15 protein-coding genes and 1 pseudogene are annotated in these 17,968 nt (G+C 66.9%); 10 read left to right on the forward strand and 6 right to left on the reverse strand.

Going from position 1 to position 17,968, the window contains the following annotated elements; genetic code table 11:
- Positions 1-59 precede the first annotated feature (59 nt).
- A complete protein-coding gene (locus WDZ17_RS13870; protein ID WP_339575763.1) occupies positions 60-935 on the reverse strand; it encodes an SMP-30/gluconolactonase/LRE family protein in 876 nt (291 codons plus the stop codon).
- A gap of 185 nt (positions 936-1,120) precedes the next feature.
- On the opposite strand from WDZ17_RS13870, the gene WDZ17_RS13875 reads away from it, so the two are divergent.
- The 9 genes from WDZ17_RS13875 to WDZ17_RS13915 all read left to right on the forward strand — a co-directional run bounded on the left by WDZ17_RS13875 (position 1,121) and on the right by WDZ17_RS13915 (position 11,849).
- On the forward strand, positions 1,121-1,861 hold the full coding sequence (locus WDZ17_RS13875) for a FadR/GntR family transcriptional regulator (protein ID WP_339575764.1): 741 nt from the start codon (positions 1,121-1,123) through the stop codon (positions 1,859-1,861).
- Between the two features lie 354 nt (positions 1,862-2,215).
- Positions 2,216-2,917: a cysteine hydrolase family protein gene (locus WDZ17_RS13880; protein WP_339575765.1), complete on the forward strand. Its 702-nt coding sequence runs from the start codon at positions 2,216-2,218 to the stop codon at positions 2,915-2,917.
- 118 nt (positions 2,918-3,035) lie between these two features.
- Entirely contained in the window at positions 3,036-4,643 is a 1,608-nt protein-coding gene (locus tag WDZ17_RS13885) for a sugar ABC transporter ATP-binding protein (protein ID WP_339575766.1), read from the forward strand.
- Positions 4,640-5,662: an ABC transporter permease gene (locus tag WDZ17_RS13890; protein WP_339575767.1), complete on the forward strand. Its 1,023-nt coding sequence runs from the start codon at positions 4,640-4,642 to the stop codon at positions 5,660-5,662. The genes WDZ17_RS13885 and WDZ17_RS13890 overlap by 4 nt, the downstream gene beginning before the upstream one ends.
- 89 nt (positions 5,663-5,751) lie before the next feature.
- Positions 5,752-6,729, forward strand: a complete 978-nt coding sequence (locus WDZ17_RS13895; RefSeq protein WP_339575768.1) for an ABC transporter permease — start codon at positions 5,752-5,754, stop codon at positions 6,727-6,729.
- Positions 6,730-6,800: 71 nt separating this feature from the next.
- On the forward strand, positions 6,801-7,955 hold the full coding sequence (locus WDZ17_RS13900) for a sugar ABC transporter substrate-binding protein (RefSeq protein WP_339575769.1): 1,155 nt from the start codon (positions 6,801-6,803) through the stop codon (positions 7,953-7,955).
- Positions 7,956-8,002: 47 nt separating this feature from the next.
- Positions 8,003-9,673: a GMC family oxidoreductase gene (locus tag WDZ17_RS13905; protein WP_339575770.1), complete on the forward strand. Its 1,671-nt coding sequence runs from the start codon at positions 8,003-8,005 to the stop codon at positions 9,671-9,673.
- Positions 9,674-9,691: 18 nt separating this feature from the next.
- Positions 9,692-10,501, forward strand: a complete 810-nt coding sequence (locus WDZ17_RS13910) for a gluconate 2-dehydrogenase subunit 3 family protein (protein WP_339575771.1) — start codon at positions 9,692-9,694, stop codon at positions 10,499-10,501.
- A gap of 208 nt (positions 10,502-10,709) precedes the next feature.
- Positions 10,710-11,849, forward strand: coding sequence for a mandelate racemase/muconate lactonizing enzyme family protein (locus WDZ17_RS13915; protein WP_339575772.1), 1,140 nt, complete (start codon positions 10,710-10,712; stop codon positions 11,847-11,849).
- Between the two features lie 192 nt (positions 11,850-12,041).
- Here the strand turns inward: WDZ17_RS13915 and WDZ17_RS13920 are convergent, their stop codons facing one another.
- The 5 genes from WDZ17_RS13920 to WDZ17_RS13940 all read right to left on the reverse strand — a co-directional run bounded on the left by WDZ17_RS13920 (position 12,042) and on the right by WDZ17_RS13940 (position 16,249).
- Entirely contained in the window at positions 12,042-12,665 is a 624-nt protein-coding gene (locus WDZ17_RS13920; protein WP_339575773.1) for a type 1 glutamine amidotransferase domain-containing protein, read from the reverse strand.
- A 191-nt stretch (positions 12,666-12,856) separates the two neighbouring features.
- Positions 12,857-13,504, reverse strand: coding sequence for a dihydroxyacetone kinase subunit DhaL (gene dhaL / locus WDZ17_RS13925; RefSeq protein ID WP_339575774.1), 648 nt, complete (start codon positions 13,502-13,504; stop codon positions 12,857-12,859).
- A 47-nt stretch (positions 13,505-13,551) separates the two neighbouring features.
- Complete coding sequence (locus tag WDZ17_RS13930; RefSeq protein WP_339575775.1) at positions 13,552-14,553, reverse strand: dihydroxyacetone kinase subunit DhaK; 1,002 nt, start codon at positions 14,551-14,553, stop codon at positions 13,552-13,554.
- Between the two features lie 50 nt (positions 14,554-14,603).
- Positions 14,604-15,575, reverse strand: coding sequence for a sugar kinase (locus WDZ17_RS13935; protein ID WP_339575776.1), 972 nt, complete (start codon positions 15,573-15,575; stop codon positions 14,604-14,606).
- Positions 15,572-16,249 carry a bifunctional 4-hydroxy-2-oxoglutarate aldolase/2-dehydro-3-deoxy-phosphogluconate aldolase gene (locus WDZ17_RS13940; protein WP_422631992.1) on the reverse strand — a complete coding sequence of 226 codons (678 nt, stop codon included), beginning with the start codon at positions 16,247-16,249 and terminating at the stop codon, positions 15,572-15,574. The genes WDZ17_RS13935 and WDZ17_RS13940 overlap by 4 nt, the downstream gene beginning before the upstream one ends.
- 360 nt (positions 16,250-16,609) lie before the next feature.
- Between WDZ17_RS13940 and WDZ17_RS13945 the strand changes: the two are divergent.
- A pseudogene (locus WDZ17_RS13945) lies at positions 16,610-17,874 on the forward strand (IS256 family transposase).
- Positions 17,875-17,968 lie beyond the last annotated feature (94 nt).

A 17,968-nucleotide genomic window follows, 5' to 3' on the forward strand; every position in this document is an offset into this window, starting at 1 on the left:
CCGCTTCCCCCCCGGACCCGAAGGAACTAAGTACCGAACGTCCTCTTCCGCCTGCCCCCCTAACCAGCAAAGTCGTACGGCAGGCGACCGGTAGCGAGACCCTCCACGACAAAGATCGAGCCCGCGTGCGGCTCGGTCTTCAGCTGGGCGGGCGAGATCCCGCCGCGAGCCGAGGTGACGAACAGCTGGTCTAGACGAGGCCCGCCGAATGCCACGCTAGTCGGACGCGAGACAGGCACCTCAATCGTCCTGAGCAGATCGCCCTGATCGCTGTACTGGCGAATACATCCACCGTCCCACATGGCCGTCCAGAGGGTGCCGTCCGCATCCACCGCCAGCCCGTCCGGAGTCGCCACGGGGTCGCGCATCTCGACGAGGGTGCGCCGGTTGCTCAGATCGCCCGTGCTTACGTCGAAGTCGTAGGCATCGATGCTCCGGGTCGTCGAGTCCGTGTAGTAGAAGGTCCGCCCGTCAGGGCTCCAGTCGAGCCCATTAGAGACCGAGACCCCGGCGCGCTGGACCGTCACCCCAAGGTTGGTCTCGACGCGGTACAGGCTTCCCTGCCGGGGTGTGAGGTCCACCGCCATCGTGCCTACCCACAACCGACCAGCGGGGTCGCAGGCACCGTCATTCATTCGCAGGTGGTGCAGCGCACCCTCGACGTCCACCGCCAGCCGGGCCCGCGAACCGTCCCGCTCGACGAACATGACGCCTCGAGCGACGGCGCACACCAGGCCACCCGAACGGCGACGGGCCACCATCCCCACCGACTCTCGGACCTCGAAGCTGGTGTCCGTGCCCGTCGACGGCGTGAAAGCGTGGATCCGACCGACCCGCAGGTCGACCCACAGGAGCTCGTTCGCTCGGGCGTCCCACCACGGACCTTCCCCGAGGTCCGCCCGCGCTTCGAGGGCGACGTCGACCCGCTGCTTCACTCTCGACCCCTCCCCCGCACACCCGTGTCGGTCTAGCCCCAGGAACACGCCGACGGTCGACCACGCTCCCGTGACCGAGCCCCGGCATCGATCACAACCCGCGGACCTGGCTCGCGGTGAGGCCGTCAGAGCGGCAGTCCCATTAGACTTCAGATCAGCAGACCACTAGAGAGGCGCAGACTACCATGACCAAACCGAACACCGAAAGCGAGGTTCCCCGGCAGATCGAGCGGGTGAACCGCTTGCGGGTATCTGATTCCGTGGCTGCTCAGCTGACCCAGTTGATCATCAAGGGCGCGTACGAGGTGGGCGAGAAGCTGCCCTCGGAGCGTGTCCTCTCCGAGCAGTTCGGCGTGAGCCGCAGCTCCATGCGCGAAGCCATCCGCGGCATCGAATCCAACGGCTTGGTCAACAGCAGTCACGGCGTCGGCGTCTTCGTCGTGAAGAACACCCTGGACACGCCCGAGACACCCGAGATCCTGATCTTCGATGACTTCACCGTCCCAGAGCTGTTCGAGGTGCGTCGGACCCTGGAGGGTGAGGCTGCAGCGCTGGCCGCCGGACGGCGTGCGCCTGCGGACACCGACGAGATGGAACGCCTGCTGCGTGCGTGCGTCGATACCGACCTGACCGACGCAGAGTTCGTCCAGCTCGACATCGAGCTCCACCAGGCAGTCGCCGCGGCGTCCAAGAACGGTCTCCTCGCCAAGCTGTATGGCACCCTCGAGCCGTTGCTAGGCGAGTATTCCCGCCGCGTCATCGCAATTCCCGGCCGGCGGGAGCACGCCCACGATGGGCACGTCGCCATTGTCGAAGCCATAGTCGCTGGACGGGCCCGAGATGCTCGTGCGGCCGCGGTGGCCCACATTCGCGACGTGGAGGAAGACATCCTGCGATTCATGAAGGATTCGGGGCGAACGACCTGAGGCGGCGGCGACCGGACGAGCCGCGCCCGTGGCGGGCCCGGTCGCCGACCCTCGGCCCCTGGGCTGTCCGACCCGACCCGTCGTGACGCTACGGGCTCGACCGCGAACCCCGTCCGTGCGCAGTCACCGTCCTTGGTCGCAGTCACGGCCCCGACGATCGGGAGACCGAGACGCTTCTAACCCAGACTCTGTGTTGACACGCCCCACTCCCTCTCCCTACTGTTCAGACCACCCGATCACCTGCTCTCTGCGGATCGGGCGTCAGATCTCTCACACCCGCTCTCCGGTCCCGGCCCGGGTGCACGTTCCACCGCTCGGAGCAAGGCAACGTTGCCGAACCCACCAGGAGGATTGATGTCGTCGCTCGACTACACCTACGAGAACCTCGACAAGCTCGTGCCCCGGTCGAACTTCTTGGTCCCCACGATCGACCCGAAGAAGACCATGCTGCTCGTCCTCGACATGCAGAAGGCCTGCGCCGAGGTCGGCGGCGCGATGTACATCGAGAGCGTCGGTGGCGCTCCCGAGGGCAAGGATGTCGTCGAGCCCGTCAAGAACGTGCTGGCCGCCTGCCGCGCCAAGGGCATCCCGGTGGTCTGGTCCCTGTGGGGCCTGCGTCCCGATGGCGCAGACGCGGGATTCGCCGACGTCAAGTGGGGCCTGACGGGTCAGCTGAAGGAATGGCCGGGGTCGTGGGGCAACGGTGGCGACGAGCTCGTCGACGGCCTCGAGCCGGCTGAGGGCGAACCGGTCATCCGCAAGCACCGGTTCTCGTCCTTCTACCACACGGCTCTCAACGAGTACATGCGTCGTGCGGGCGCCGACACCCTGATCGTGGCGGGCCTGTCGACCGGCAACTGCCAACTGGCCACCGCGATCGACGGCGCCAACCAGGACTACAAGATCGTCGTCCTCGCCGACACGACGGCCGCCATCCCCTCGGGCTTGGACGACCCGCTGGGCTACGGCCAGCACTGGGAAGCGCTGCGCCAGATCCAGGCGAACCACGGAGACGTCCGCACCAGCAAAGAGTTCCTGAAGCTCATCGACGCCTAATTCAGGGCCAGCCGTGGCTGGCCCCACGCTCCGACCGCTCTTGGTGGGACCTGGGGGCCAGCCGCGGCAGCACGACGCACACCCATTGAGAGACATCGACGACGAGGTGGTCGGGCACGTGCTTGACGAGCATGCGGCAGATTCGAGTGGTGGCGCGGATCCGATTCTCTCCGTGCGCGGGATCGGCAAGGTCTATCCCGGAGTCGTAGCGCTGTCCGGGGTTGACATCGATCTGCGACCGGGTGAGATTCACGCCCTTCTCGGTGAGAACGGCGCCGGCAAGTCGACGTTGATCAACATCCTCTCGGGGACGGTCCAGCCGACCGCCGGAACCATCTCGTCTGCCGGTACACCGGTGACCATCGCAACCCCCAGGCACGCTCAGGATCTCGGGATCTCGACGGTCCACCAGGAGCAGTCCCTCGTCCCCAACCTGACGGCGGTCGAGAACATCTTCCTGGGTCGCGAGCTGAAGACCGGCACGAGCAGGCTGATCGGGGTGCTCGACGAGAAGGCGATGCGGGCGCGTGTTCTCGGGCTCGCTCACGAGTTCGGCCTGAGCGAGAGGGACGTCGCGTCGCCGGTCGAGGCGCTAGGGGCCCTGAAGCAGCACGTCGTGCAGATCATCAAAGCGCTGGCCTTCAAAACGCGCGTCCTGGTCCTCGACGAGCCCACCTCAGGCCTGGCCGATCACGAACGTCTGACCCTGTTCAACTACATGCGGCAGCTTCGCGAACGGGGCATCTCGCTGCTGTGGGTCACCCACCGCCTCGACGAGCTCTTCGGGCTGGCCGACACGATCACCGTGCTCCGCGATGGCAAATTCGTGGCCAGCGTCAAACCCACTGACCAGACCGCCGACTCCTTGGTACGCCTGATGGTCGGCCGGTCCAACCTGGAGGCCCGGGAGCAGCTCGCCCAGGACCTGCCCCGTGCCGGCTACACCGGCAAGCGTGAGGAGGTCCTGCGCCTGGAGTCGATCTCCCGGCTGCCTCTGCTGCACGACATCAACCTGACCGTCAGCCGGGGCGAGATCCTTGGTATCGCCGGCATCGCCGGCGCTGGTCGTACCGAGACCGCCATGGTCGTCCTCGGTGCCGACCAGGCCGACTCCGGGCAGATCCTGCTGAAGTCGCAGCGCACGAGGATCCGGTCGCCGCGCGACGCGGCCCGAAAAGGCATCGCGTACGTGCCCGAGGAGCGCAAGACGCACGCCATCCTCGGCGGCTTCTCCATCAAGCGGAACATCACCATCTCCGACCTCCGGAGGGCGGCCACCGCCGGACTCATCCTGCGAGGCGGCCTCGAGACCGCGAGCGCGAAGAGCTACGTCACCGACCTGGGGATCAAGACGAGCTCGGTGCAGGAGAAGATCCGCAACCTGAGCGGCGGCAACCAGCAGAAGGTCGTCATCGCCCGGTGCCTATTCACCCGCCCAGACCTCATCATCTTCGACGAGCCGACACAGGGCATCGATGTGGGCGCGAAGGCCGACGTCTACCGGCTGATCTACGAGTTCGTCGATCAAGGCGGTGCGGCGATCGTGATCAGCTCGGAGCTGCCGGAGCTGATCCGCGTGTCCGACCGCATCGCCGTGATGCGCGAGGGGACCATCGTCGGGCAGCTGCAGAGCACCGCTCGCGACGAGGTGGCCACGGAGACCAGCGAGCTCGGGGAGCACATCATCTCGTTGGCCACACGTGCCGGAGCAGGAGCAGCAGCATGAGCACCCTTCGGCATCCGTCCCGTCTGCTCGCCATCGACGGGGTCGCGGTGTCCATCGTCTTCCTCGTCATGCTCGGCTACTTCTCGGTGGCCTCGCCGGCGTTCCTCACCGGGGACAACATCTACAACACGTTCGTGGAGTCCATCTCGACCGTCCTCCTGGCAGCCGGACTGACCTTTGTTCTGATCAGCGGCGGGATCGACCTGTCGATCGGGTCCACCATCGGGCTGAGCGCCGCGGCCACCCTGTTCGTGGCCATGACGGGCGCTTCGACGTTGATGGCTGTTCTCGCTGGTCTGGTCACCGGACTAGTCATCGGGACCATCAACGGAGCCTTCGTCGCCGGCGCGGGAGTCAGCGACTTCATCGTCACCCTGGCCACGTTGAGCATCGGCGCCGGTCTCCTCAAGGTCTTCACCGGACGCACCCAGCTGACCGGCACCGACAACGCGTCGTTCCTGGCCCTAGCCGAGGGCAGGATTCTCGGGATCCCCACCGGTGTCTTCATCGCCGCGGTCGTGCTCGTCGTCCTCGAGGTCATCTTGGTCAAGACCCCTTTCGGCCGAGCCGTATACGCCACGGGGGTCAACGCGAACGCGGCGTTCCTGGCCGGAGTGAGCGTCCGCAGGATCCGCTTCAGCGTGTTCGTCATCTCCGGTGTGGTCGCCGGGATCGGAGGCGTCCTGCTCGCCTCGCACCTCAACTCCGTGCAGCCGGGACTGGGGGGCGGATACGAGCTCACCGCCATCGCGGGGTGCGTCGTCGGCGGGGTCTCCCTGGCCGGCGGACGAGGCAGCATCTGGCGGGCTGCTCTGGGTGCGTTCTTCCTCTCCGTCCTCAGCCGTGGCCTCCAGCTGATCGGCGTCGACCCGCTGTGGTTCTCCATCGTGACCGGCGCCGCGATCGTGGCCGCGGTCGCGTTCGACCGCGGGGCCCAGCGATGGCTGCAGTCCTCCCCTCGTCCAGCCCGCGCGCTCAAGACCGCCGCGGACGCTTCCACCGCCCAGAACGCTCATTGAGGAGCGACATGCCGACGTCGTCGACACACTCGTCCGCGGGTCTCCGGATCCAGTCGATCCTAAGCAAGCCTGGGTCCGGCATCGTCGTCATGCTCGTGCTCTTCGTCATCGTGATGGCCGTGGTCTCTCCGGCCTTCGTGACCTTCGGGAACTGGCAGAACATCGCCAACCAAGGGGTGTTCGTCCTCCTCCTGGCCCTCGGCATGACTGTCGTCCTGATCGCCCGAGGCATCGACCTGTCCGTCGGCTCGGTGATGGGGCTGTCGGCCGGAGTGTCCGCATACCTCATCACCCAGGGCCTCATCTTCCCGCTAGCCCTCTTGGCGGGGATCGCCTGCGGCATCTTCTGCGGACTCCTGAACGCCCTGATGATCACCAAGCTCGGTTTGCCCGACTTCGTAGCTACCCTCGCCATGCTGGGTGTCGCTCGGGGGGTGCTCTTCCTGTGGACCGCAGGGACGCCCTTCACCCGCTACATGACTCCGGCCTACAGCCTGGTCGGCGGACAGACCCAGATTGCGGGCTTCGTGAGCATCCCGATCATCATCTCGATAGCGGCCTGCATCGCCCTGTCGCTGCTGCTACGCAGGTCCGTCCTCGGCCGCTACCTCTACGCGGTGGGAGGCAACCCGGACGCGGCTCGCCTCTCGGGCATCCCGGTGAACCGCATCAAGACGTACGCCTACCTGATCAGCGGTGGGTGCGCCGGCTTGGCTGGGGTCATCCTCGCCGGCCGCGCGACGAATGTGGCACCAACGATGGGCACCGGCTACGAGATCCTCGCCATCACCGCCGCGATCATCGGTGGCGCCGCGCTGACCGGTGGTCAGGGACGGATGATCGGGGCCGTCCTCGGCGCGCTGACCATCACCCTGATCACCAACGCGATGAACATCGCCGGCATCAGCTCGGAATGGCAGCAGCTGGTGACTGGCGTCATCCTGCTGATCGCCGTCCTGCTTGACCGGCTCACCACCTACTTCAAGCACCGCCAGCGCAGCACAGAGATCGCGGCCGCCGTCAGTGTTGACCCCACGGCCAAACCCGTGCAGCACGTCATGAGCTGATCGCACCCACGTCATCAGGCAGCGCCACTGGCGCCGTCGCCTACAACAGACCATTTCAAAGGAGAAATACTGTGGAGACAGATCCTGCCGAGAAGGCCTCGCTCGTCTCGAGCCGCCGTCGATTCCTGGGTACAGGCGCGCTGGTCGGGACCGTCGGGCTGCTGAGTGCCTGCACAACCCCGCCCGGCGGCGCGACGAGCAACGGTGGCGGTGGCGCCAGCGGGGGTGGCGCCGAGGGCAGCGACGACTACACCGCGGCGATCAAGAAGCTGGTAGCGGGGCGAGAGCTTCAGGTCGGCTTCACTCCCCCGGTGCTGTCGGAGTACTACACCCAGATGGAGAACGCCGCGTTCACGCGGATGGCTCAGCTGGAGGACCTGTACGGCGTGAAGTGGAAGTGGGAGAAGTCTTCGCCGACCGGCAACTTCAACGCGGTCGAGCAGCAGATCAGCACCGTTCAGTCCTGGACGAGCCGCGAGTTCGACATCGTGTTCATCTGCACCGGCGCCAACTTCGCCACCATGCAGGGCGTCTACAAGAAGGCCATGGACTCGGGCACCAAGATCTTCCAGTTCAATCAGCCGGTCGAGCTGTACCCGATCGACGACGTCAACACAGTGTCCAACATCGGTTACGACAACCGGTGGCAGTCCGGTTACGTGGCCGGAAAGTTCATCGCCGACACCCTCAAGGGCCAGGGCAAGATCATCCAGATCATGGGCCCGGCCGGTTCCGACTGGACGAAGGCGCGGCTGGTCGGCTTCAACCAGGCCATGTCCGAGAACCCCGGGCTCGAGGTCGTGGGATCCGCCGACGGCGGCTACCTGCGCGACAAGGGCCTGTCCGCCGCGCAGGACCTACTGACCCGCAACGCGGACGTGAACGCCATCTACGGGGAGAACGAGGACATGGCCCTCGGCGCCTCGCAGGCCGTGGACGCGGCCGGCCTCAAGCAGTGGGACGGGAACCAGGGCGTAGTGATCATCGGCGCCGACGGCCTGCTGTCCGGCATGGACGCCATCCGCAACGGAAAGCTGACCGCTTCGGTCGACGTGAACTCGGTCGACAACGCGATCAAGATGATCGACACCGCTTTCCAGTCGATCGTCTTGAAAAACTACGTCCCCAAGGTCTCCAACATCACGACCCACCTAGTCACCAAGGACAACGTGGACGCGTACGCGTCCTACATCAACGGCGTCATGTCGCCGGCCAAGAAGTACTGACCCGACCCCCTCAAACACAGTCAAGATAATCTCGAGAAGGAGAAACTGTGAACGCGAAGAAGCCTGATCCCGTAGACGTAGTGGTCGTCGGTCTCGGCGCGAACGGCGGCACTGCTGCCAAGGTGCTCAGCGAAGCTGGCCTGAAGGTCATCGGCTTCGACCGCGGCCCGTGGCTGCGGGCCCACGACCACTACTCGGGTGACGAACTGAAGTTCGTCAACCGTAACTACATGTGGCCTGATCCCTCGACCTATCCGCGAACGGTCCGCTACTCCGAGGACGAGGAGGCCCAGCAGTTCGCCTTCTCGCCGCTGCCTCAGATGGTCGGCGGAGGCACCAACCACTGGGCCGGCTGGGTGCCTCGGCCACGCGAGTCGGACTTCATGCTGCGTTCGCTGCACGGGGACGTCGAGGGCATGAGCCTGGCCGACTGGCCGATCCGCTACAAGGACCTTGAGCCGTACCTGACCAAGGTGGAATGGGCCTTCGGCGTGTCGGGGATCGCCGGGGCGGACAAGTACGAGCCGTACCGCTCCAAGGGTTACCCGAGCCCGCCGCTGCGCCCTACCCGGTACGGCAAGCGCTTCTACGACGCCTGCAACACAATGGGGATCAACGCATTCCCCATCCCGCACGCCATGGTGACCAACAACCACAACGGCCGAGACCCGTTCAACAAGACGAGCTTCTGGAACCAGTACGGCGATCCGTCGGGTGCCCGGTCAAACACCCTCACTACCTTCATCCCCGACGCGCTGGCCACCGGCAACTTCGAGGTGCGAGCCGAGAGCTTCGTCCGCCAGGTGATGATGGGCCGGGACGGCAAGGCGACCGGCGTCCTCTACGTCGACCCCGACGGCAACGAGATCGTCCAGGACGCCAAGGTCGTCGTCCTGGCCCTCGGCGCGATCGAGTCTGCGCGTCTGATGCTGCTCTCCCGCTCGGCCCAGTTCCCCGACGGCCTGGCGAACACCAGCGGGCTCGTCGGCAAGAACGCGACCTTCCACGAGTACCTGTTCGCCGTCGGCCTGTTCGACAACGAGATCGACGAGCCGCTGAACGGGTTCACCGGCAACTACATCTCGGGAGGCTCGCTGGAGTTCTACGAGACCGACGAGAACCGCGGTCACATCGGCGGCTGCATCATCTCGGCGTCGCAGACCTGCCACCCGATCAACTGGGTCTTCCCGGGCCGCCCGACCTGGGGCGAGGCGCTCAAGGATGCCGACCGGAACTACTTCAACTACGCCATGAAGATCGGGCTGATCCTGCACGACATGCCCGTCGAGTCCAACCGTGTCGATCTGGACCCGACTGTGAAGGACGCCTGGGGTCTGCCCGTCGCCCGAATCACCCACAGCCCGCACAAGAACGACGTCGCCATGGGCAAGTGGCAGGTGGACAAGAACGCCGAGATCCTCGAGGCGGCCGGCGCGCGAAAGACAGTCCCGGTCTACCTCGACAAGATGACTGGCAACACCTGTCACCAGCACGGCACCGCGCGGATGGGCTTTGACCCCACCAAGAGCGTGCTCAACGAATGGGGCCAGGCCCACGACGTGGAGAACCTCTTCGTCGTCGATGGATCGGGTTTCCCGACCGCCACCGGCGTCAACCCCACGCTGACGATGATGGCCAACGCCTGGCGCTGTTGCGACTACATCGCCAACACCTACTCCAAGGGCCGGGTCGAGCGGCTCGTCCAGCCCGCTTCCTAGAGAGAGGATCGCTCGAACATGACGCTCAAATCAGATTGGGAGACCGTCGGTGAACCGGTTGACCATGACTCAACCGAACGGCTCTTCTTCACGCAGCACGAGTGGGACACGGTCGAGGCGGCCACGGCGCGCATCATGCCCACCGATCACGACCCGGGGGCGAAGGAGGCGCGGGTCGTCGTCTTCATCGACCGCTACGTGTCCGGCATCGACTACGTCTTCGCCGCCGCCGACGGCAGCGGTTTCCTGAAGCTGACCGGCCGAGCGGCGGACGCCTGGCGAGCCCGGCAGTTCAAGATGCAAGCGCTCTACCGACAGGGCGTGCGCGATCTCGACACCCTCGCTCGCGGCGAACAGCTGGTCTCCGGGGACGGAGGTCCTACGCCTCCGGTCGCGTCCTGGAACGCCGACCACGCTGCCGGCGGTCGGGCCAACGGTCAGCACGAGGCTCGGACCAAGGGTTTCGTCGACCTGACCGAGGAGGAGCAGGACCAGGTCCTGGTCGCCTTGTCCGGCGCCCCAAAGCCCTCGAAGGTCACTCTGGGCACGAAAGAACCCGTCACCACCTTCCTGCAGGGCTCGTTCGACGAGGACCTGCCCTTCTTCGAGACGCTCTGCCTGCACACCCGGCAAGGCTTCTACGCCGACCCGGTGTACGGCGGTAACAAGGACCAGATGGGCTGGAAGGTGATCGGGTTTCCCGGACCTCGATCGCTCAAGGACACCATGGACGGCACCTACGACACGACCGAGTACTTCTACGAGGGCGACTACGACTGGTACGACCTGATCCCGTACCTCAGGGAGTCGACCCCGCGCCAGTCGTAGCCGTGCACCCCCACACGTCGGGCCGGCTGCCGTACGGCGCCGGCCCGACGTGTCCCCCACCCCCCACTCGGCTGGCCGGATCGGCCGCACGAAGGACAACACGTGAAGATCACTGAGGTAAGAGCCTTTCCCGTCGGAGTGGCTCTAGACGAACCCCTGCAGTGGGGTGCCATGANGCTGGCCGGATCGGCCGCACGAAGGACAACACGTGAAGATCACTGAGGTAAGAGCCTTTCCCGTCGGAGTGGCTCTAGACGAACCCCTGCAGTGGGGTGCCATGAAGGTCGAGGTCAAGGGCGGCATCCTCGTCCGGGTCAGCACGGATGAGGGCGTGGAGGGCATCGGTGAAGCCGGCTTCTCGGCCGAGTACTTCGCCACCGTCGGTCCGATCATCAACGACCAGCTCGGGCCGATGCTGGTAGGACGCGATCCGCTCGACATCGCCGCGATCTGGCAGGACATGCTGGACGCCACCCACATGTGGGGACGGCGGGGAATCGAGACCTACGCCGTCAGCGGGATCGACATTGCTCTGTGGGACATCCTTGGCAAGGTGGCCGAGCAGCCCGTCTACCGGCTGCTCGGAGCGGCGAAGTCGAAGGTGAAGGCCTACTACGCCCCGTCACTCAAGCCCACCGCGGAGATCGTCGACGAGAGCGTGGCGGCAGTCAGCCAGGGCTTCCGCGCCATGAAGCTGCGCAACGGGCCAAGCATCGCCGGCGGGGTCGACATGGTGGCCCGGGTGCGGGAGGCTGTGGGGCCGGACATCGACATCATGGTGGACGGGAACATGGCGTTCGACCGGCGCCAAGCGCTGACGCTGGCCCGCGAGTTCGAGCAGCTGGACGTGTTGTGGCTCGAGGAGCCCATCCTGTCTCGCAGTCTGACCCAGTACGTCGACGACAACCGGTGGCTCGCCGACCGGGTCTCCCTCAAGCTGGCCGGCGGTGAATCCCTTCTCACCCGGTTCGAGTACCTGGATCTGCTGAGGCTGAAGGTCTTCGACGTGCTGCAGCCGGACTGCACCAGCGTGGGCGGGATCTCAGAGGCGAAGCGCGTGGCCGATATGGCGAGCGCCTGGAATCTCTGGTGCGTGCCGCACATCGCGTGCAGCTCGGGCACCGGGGTCGCGCTGGCCGCTGGGCTGCACCTGATCCTGAGCTGTGAGAACGCACCGATGATCGAGTTCGATGCTTACGGCGGTCCCGGTTGGGACGGTCTGCTGGCCGAACCGCTGACCTCCACCGAAGGCTATGTGCACGCGAGCGACGCACCTGGACTTGGCATCGAGTTCAACGACGGCGCCTTCGACAAGTACACCCTCACTGGGGCCAGATTCGCTGGCTGACCTACGGCCGCCGTCACGGGCTGGGAGCGACATCCGTCCTCCCAGCCCGTTCGCGCGCTCCCGAGTGCCCAGGGCGGATGAGTGCCCTCCCTGACTGAGCCGGGCGCCGCGGGTCCGGAGCACGCGAAAGCGGCCCGGAGCCAAGCTCCGGGCCGCTCGCGTGGTGTCGTCGCCGGGCGACGAACCCTTCGGTCAGACGCTGGCACCGACCTCGTACCGGGCGCCGGCCGGGTCGTCCTGAAGGGTGGTGGCGGCGGCGGGCACCCGCGCGCCGTTGCCGGTGGCAGCCGTGTTCTTCGACTCCAGGTAGCCGATGATCGCCCGGGTGAAGTCGGGCAGATCGACCGGGGTGCGTGAGGTGATGATGTTGCCGTCCTCGACGACCGGCTCGTCCACCCAGGTACCACCTGCGTTCTGGACGTCATCCTTGATCGGCAGGTAGCCGGTAGCGTTCTTCCCACCCAGCACGCCGGCCGACACGAGCACCCATCCGCCGTGACAGATCGCGGTGACCAGCTTGCCCGCCTCGTTCATCTCGCGGACGAAGCCGATCATCTCCGGGTGCAGACGCATGTTGTCTGGCGCGAAACCACCCGGGACGACCACGGCGTCGAAGTCGGAGGCGCTGACGTCGCCGGCGGCGGCGTCGACCTCCATCGGGTAGCCCTCCTTGCTGGTGTAGCTCTCCTTCGTCCCGCTGCCCAGCACGCTGACTTGGGCGCCGGCCTCCTGGAGTCGGAGCAAGGGATACCAGCCCTCGAGGATCTGGTACTCGTCCTCGATCAATAAGGCGACTCGGGTTCCGTCCAGGCTCATGGCATGCCTACCTCTTTGTCTGTGGTGCCTCGGGTCCGTGCCGGCAGCACAGAGGCAACGCCGCTGCGTCACTCCGACGGGGCACCGATCGGATCGCTCACCTGGTGATCAGGTGGTCTGAACTCTTGCAAACTGGGGTCTTGCTGTCAAGTCCCCGCATCAGGCGTTGGCGCGAATCCCTCGACCAGTAATCAGAGAGTTGCCGCAGCCGCGCGAACCAGCATGGCTGCCGACGCAGAACCGGGATCGACCACTCCACGGGACCGATCCCGGGCGTAGCTCGACTTCCCGCGCCGTGCCACCATGTCCGCGGTGGCCTCCCGCCCGGCGTCGGCTGCGGCTGCGGCTGTTCGCAGGGCTGAGGAGCGTGAGGCGCCGTTGGCCAGCCCTTGCCGCAGCGCCTCGACCGCCGGTCCCAGGGCGTCGAGCATGGTCTTGTCGCCCGGCCTGACCTTGCCCCGGTCGATGACCCCGTGAGCGGCGCCCTCGAAGGCAGCGACGAGCAGATCGTCGGTGACCACGGTCGCGTCCCCCACGGCGCGAGCCATCCTCAAGAACATGGTGCCGTAGAGAGCACCGCTCGACCCACCGACCGATCCGACGATGTGCAGGCCCACGTCCCTCAGGAAGTCGCCTGGCCGTCCGGCCGGGTCCCATTCCGCCATAACCGTCAGAAGGGACGACAAGCCGCGTTCCATGTTCGATCCGTGGTCAGCGTCGCCGCTGAACGCGTCCAGATCGCTCAGTGCCTCGTGCTGGTCGACGATCCGCCGACCGAAGTCGGTGACCCATCGCTCGAGATCCGCTCGGTTTAGCCCGGGCTCGATCGTGGTCTTCACGGTGTCCACATCCGTCCTCTGGCTCTTCTCGGCGTGTTCGGGCAGCATCAGCGACCCCAGCGCAGGGCAGCGGTCTCCACCGGCGCGTCCCAGAGCCGCGTCAGTTCGTCGGTGAGCTCGAGGAAGGTGACGGCGACCCCGGCCTGGTCCAGCGAGGTGACGAAGCTCCCCACCAGCTGTCGCTCGACGGCGACCCCTTGGGCGCGGGCGGCAGCCTCGAGCTCGCCGGCCATGAGATAGAGCTCCTGGTGCGGCGTGGCGCCCATGCCGTTGACGAGCATCAGAACCTTCGCGCCGGTCGCCGGCGACAGGTCGGAGAGCACCTCGTCCACCATCAGGGCGGCGATCCCTCGCGCCGGGAGCAACGGGACCGCGCCGCGGCCCGGCTCGCCGCTGATCCCGATCCCCAGATCCATCTCGGACTCCGCCAGGTCGTAGACCGGCTTGCCCCGGGCGGGGGACGTGCACGAGGACAGCCCGACCCCGAAGGTGCCCGACCTGGCAACCACGCTCTCCGCAAGACTGGTCAGGGCGTGAAGCTCCATCCCTTCCTCCGCCGCAGCACCTGCGACCTTCTCCACCAGCACCGTCGCCCCCAATCCTCGACGACCGGCGGTCTCACCGTCGTCGGCGATGGACACGTCGTCGTTGACGATCACCTGAGCCAGGTCGAGGTGCTCGAAGTAGAGGATCTCTTCGGCCATCCCGAAGTTCATCACCTCACCCGTGAAGTTCTTGATGACATGCAGCACGCCCTTGCCGTTCTCCGCACGTCGGGTGGCGGCCACGATCTGGCTGGGTACGGGTGAGGTGAAGATCTGCCCCGGTACGGCAGCGTCCAGCATCCCGTGGCCGACGAAGCCGGTATGGGTGGGCTCGCACCCCGACCCACCGCCGCCCACGAGGCCGACCTTGGGCGTGGAAGGGGGGTCCCGGCGCTGCAGCACCCGGTTTTCGGGATCCCATTCGAGGATCGCCCCGTGCGCGGAGCTGAGACCATGCAGATAGTCGTCGACGACGGTGGCCGGCGAGTTGATGAACTTCTTCATGTGCTGCCCTCCAGGCATCCGTGACTCGAGTGGCGTACGGCCGGAGACCCCTACCGGGTAACGGGCTCGATCGCATCCAGCAACGCCAGTTCCTGGCGCCGCGGCATGCCCTCCCAGTCCCCCGGTACGAGGCAGGCGAAGGCTCCGGCACGCACAGCCGTGCGCAGGCGAGCGGATGTGTTGGCACCTGCGACGAGCTCGGACACGTACCCGGCGACGAATGCGTCCCCAGCGCCGACGGAGTCCACGGCGTTGATCCGGACGGCCGGTCGGCGGTACTCGTGGCCGTCGACGACAGCGACGCAGCCGTCCGCCCCAAGCTTGATGACGGACTGTGTCGGTCCGAGCTCAGCGATCCGATGAGCCAGCGTCAGCGGATCCTCTGCCGCTCCGACGACCATGGCGGCCTCAGACTCACCAGCGAAGACGAGGTCCGACTTGGCGATGATGCTGGCGAACTCGCTGGCGGCGTCGACTGGCGGCCACAGTGCGGAGCGGTAATTGAGGTCGAAGGACACGAGGACACCCGAACGGCGCGCGCAGTCGACGGCCTGATGCACGGCCTCGCGCGCCGAGTCCGAGATCCCGAGGGTGATGCCGGTGACGTGCAGCAACTCAGCCCCGGCGATCAGCTCGGGAGGGACGTCCGCCCAGCTCAGCCGCGAACCCGCGCTTCCCGTGCGGTAGTACCAGACCCGAAGCGTGTCCGGTGTCCGGCGCTCTTTGATCATCAGCCCCGTGGGGGCGTCCGCATCCCGGATCGCCAGCGTGACGATGCCCTCGGCGGCGAGCTCTCTCTGCACCAGATCTCCGAGGCTGTCGGCACCCAGCCGACCCACCCAGGTGACCGAGGTGTCCAACCGACGAAGCGCGACGGCGAAGTTGCTCTCCGCCCCGCCCACCCCCAGGCTCAGCGACGAGACATGCGCCAACGGCCCGGGTGTCTCGGCCTTCATCAATGCCATCGTCTCGCCCAGGGTCACAACTTGGGTGACGTCGCCGCTGCTGGTCAAGGGGCTCATCTCGGCCCACTGCTCGAGCGCGCCGCGTACGCCTCCGTGACCACGGCGGTCACCCGTCGGCAACGCTCGGTGAGCTGAGTGAGGCTGCCGCCATCGAAAGCATCTCTGAGCAGCGGAGAGCCGATGCTCACCGCGGTGGCCCCGGCGGCCACCCACGCCGGGGCATCGTCGAGACCGATGCCGCCGCTCGGGAGGAACTCCATCTGCGGAAACGGTCCGCGAAGCTGAGGGATGTATCCCGGGCCAACGCTCGACGCGGGGAACACCTTCACTGCAGCAGCTCCGGCACTCCAGCCGGCAAGAAGCTCCGTGGGTGTCAAGCCACCGGAAACCACGGGAACTCCCCGCTCCACGCCCGTTGCTACAACGTCTAAGTTCACAGTGGGCGTGACCAAAAACTGCGCCCCAGAGTCAAGGACGGCGCTCGCACTGCCGGGATCGACCACGGTTCCGACGCCGATTTCCGCGTCCTGACCGAACGCGCGCCGCAACTTCGGCAGATGCTCGACCACACCCGCAGTGGTCAACGTCAACTCGATCAGCTTGACTCCACCCACGACCAAACTTTCGATTACCGGGGAGTACGCGCTCGCGTCCCGCGCGCGCAGCACAGCAACCACTCGTGAATTGTCAGTCACCCGAAGGGCCGAACGCCTCGTTACGGTCGGGTACATCGCGGCCTCCTGGCTCGCATTGCCTTGGATCGCTTGATTGGGGTCAAGTCAGGTCATCTGGTGGTCTGATGACTCAGGCTAGCAGGAGATGACAGGGTGCGCGCCGCACTACGCAGCGACGACCCACCGACCTACAACCAGACCCGGCGCACCTCCAGCGTGGATGCCTACGAGCCCGCGATCCGGACGCTGCTGGCGGGCACGCCGTCGATGCCGGCCACCGTCATCGCCGGGAAAAGTCCCTTGGCGTGGTGTAGGTCCGCCCCGTAGCCGGGGTGGTGTCGGTCCCGGAGGTTGAGGGGCCATCGCGTGAGGCTCTGCGAGTACCCGCCAAGGAACCCGTAGATGAGGACTCACGCGATGACCCTGAACCAGTCTGCCCTGCTCGAGCTGACCGAGGCGCTCAAGGCCGCCGACGCCGGCGACATGGTCCGCTCGATGCTCGCGGCGATGTTGCAGGCCCTGATCGAGGCCGAGGCGACCTCGGTGATCGGCGCGGCCCGCCACGAGCGCACGCCAGAGCGCACGACCCAGCGCAACGGCTCGCGACCCAAGACGGTCTCGACGACGGCCGGGGACGTGGACGTGCGGATCCCCAAGACCCGCAGCGGGTCGTTCTTCCCCTCGCTGCTGGCCCCGCGGCGACGGATCGACGTGGCGCTGCACGCGGTGGTGATGGAGGCCTACGTCCACGGGGTCTCCACCCGCAAGGTCGACGACCTCGTGGGCGCCCTGGGGGTGGAGGCGGGGATCTCCAAGTCCGAGGTCTCCCGGATCTGCGCCGACCTGGACGTCGAGGTCGCCGCCTGGACCACCCGCCCGCTGGACGAGACGGCGTTCCCCTACGTCTTCCTGGACGCCACGTACTGCAAGGCCCGGGTGGACGGGCGGGTGGTCTCCCAGGCCGTGGTGATCGCCACGGGCGTGTCTGCTGACGGGCGCCGGGAGGTCCTCGGGTGCGCCGTCGGGGACTCCGAGACCAGAGACTTCTGGGCCGGCTTCCTGCGCGGGCTGCGCGACCGCGGCCTGGGCGGGGTCCAGCTGGTGATCTCCGACCACCACCGCGGCCTGACCGGCGCGGTCGGTGAGGTGCTGCTCGGCGCGACGTGGCAGCGCTGCCGGGTCCACTTCATGCGCAACGTCCTGGCGCGGGTCCCCAAGGGCCAGGCCGAGATGGTCGCCGCGGCCGTCCGCACGATCTTCGCCCAGCCCACCGGGCCGCTGGTGCGCGAGCAGGTCGAGACCGTCGCGGCGATGCTCGCCCCCAAGCTGCCGGTCGTGGCGGACATGCTCCGCGGAGCCCGGGAGGACATCACCGCCTTCGCCGACTTCCCCGAGGCGCACTGGCGCAAGATCTGGTCGACCAACCCCCTGGAGCGGCTGAACAAGGAGGTCAAGCGCCGCACCGACGTCGTCGGGATCTTCCCCAACCCCGCAGCGCTGCACCGGTTGTCGGCGTGCGTGCTGATCGAGGCCCACGACGAGTGGGCCGTCGCTACCTGTCCGAGGAGTCCATGGCCCAGCTCACCCCACCAGCCCCGACCGCCCTGCCCACCGCCGGCGTCGCCCCGGCCGACGGACACGCCGACCTCGACCAGCTCCTGACCCCCGCGAAGACGGCATAGTTCAACCCGCAGAGCAGCACGCGCACCTACACCACCCAGCGGGACTCAATCTCGCGCGACCACCAGAACCGAACAGCCCCTGCCCTGCGTTTCC

This window comes from Pseudokineococcus basanitobsidens (assembly GCF_037482545.1).
Classification (GTDB): Bacteria; Actinomycetota; Actinomycetes; order Actinomycetales; family Quadrisphaeraceae; genus Pseudokineococcus; species Pseudokineococcus basanitobsidens.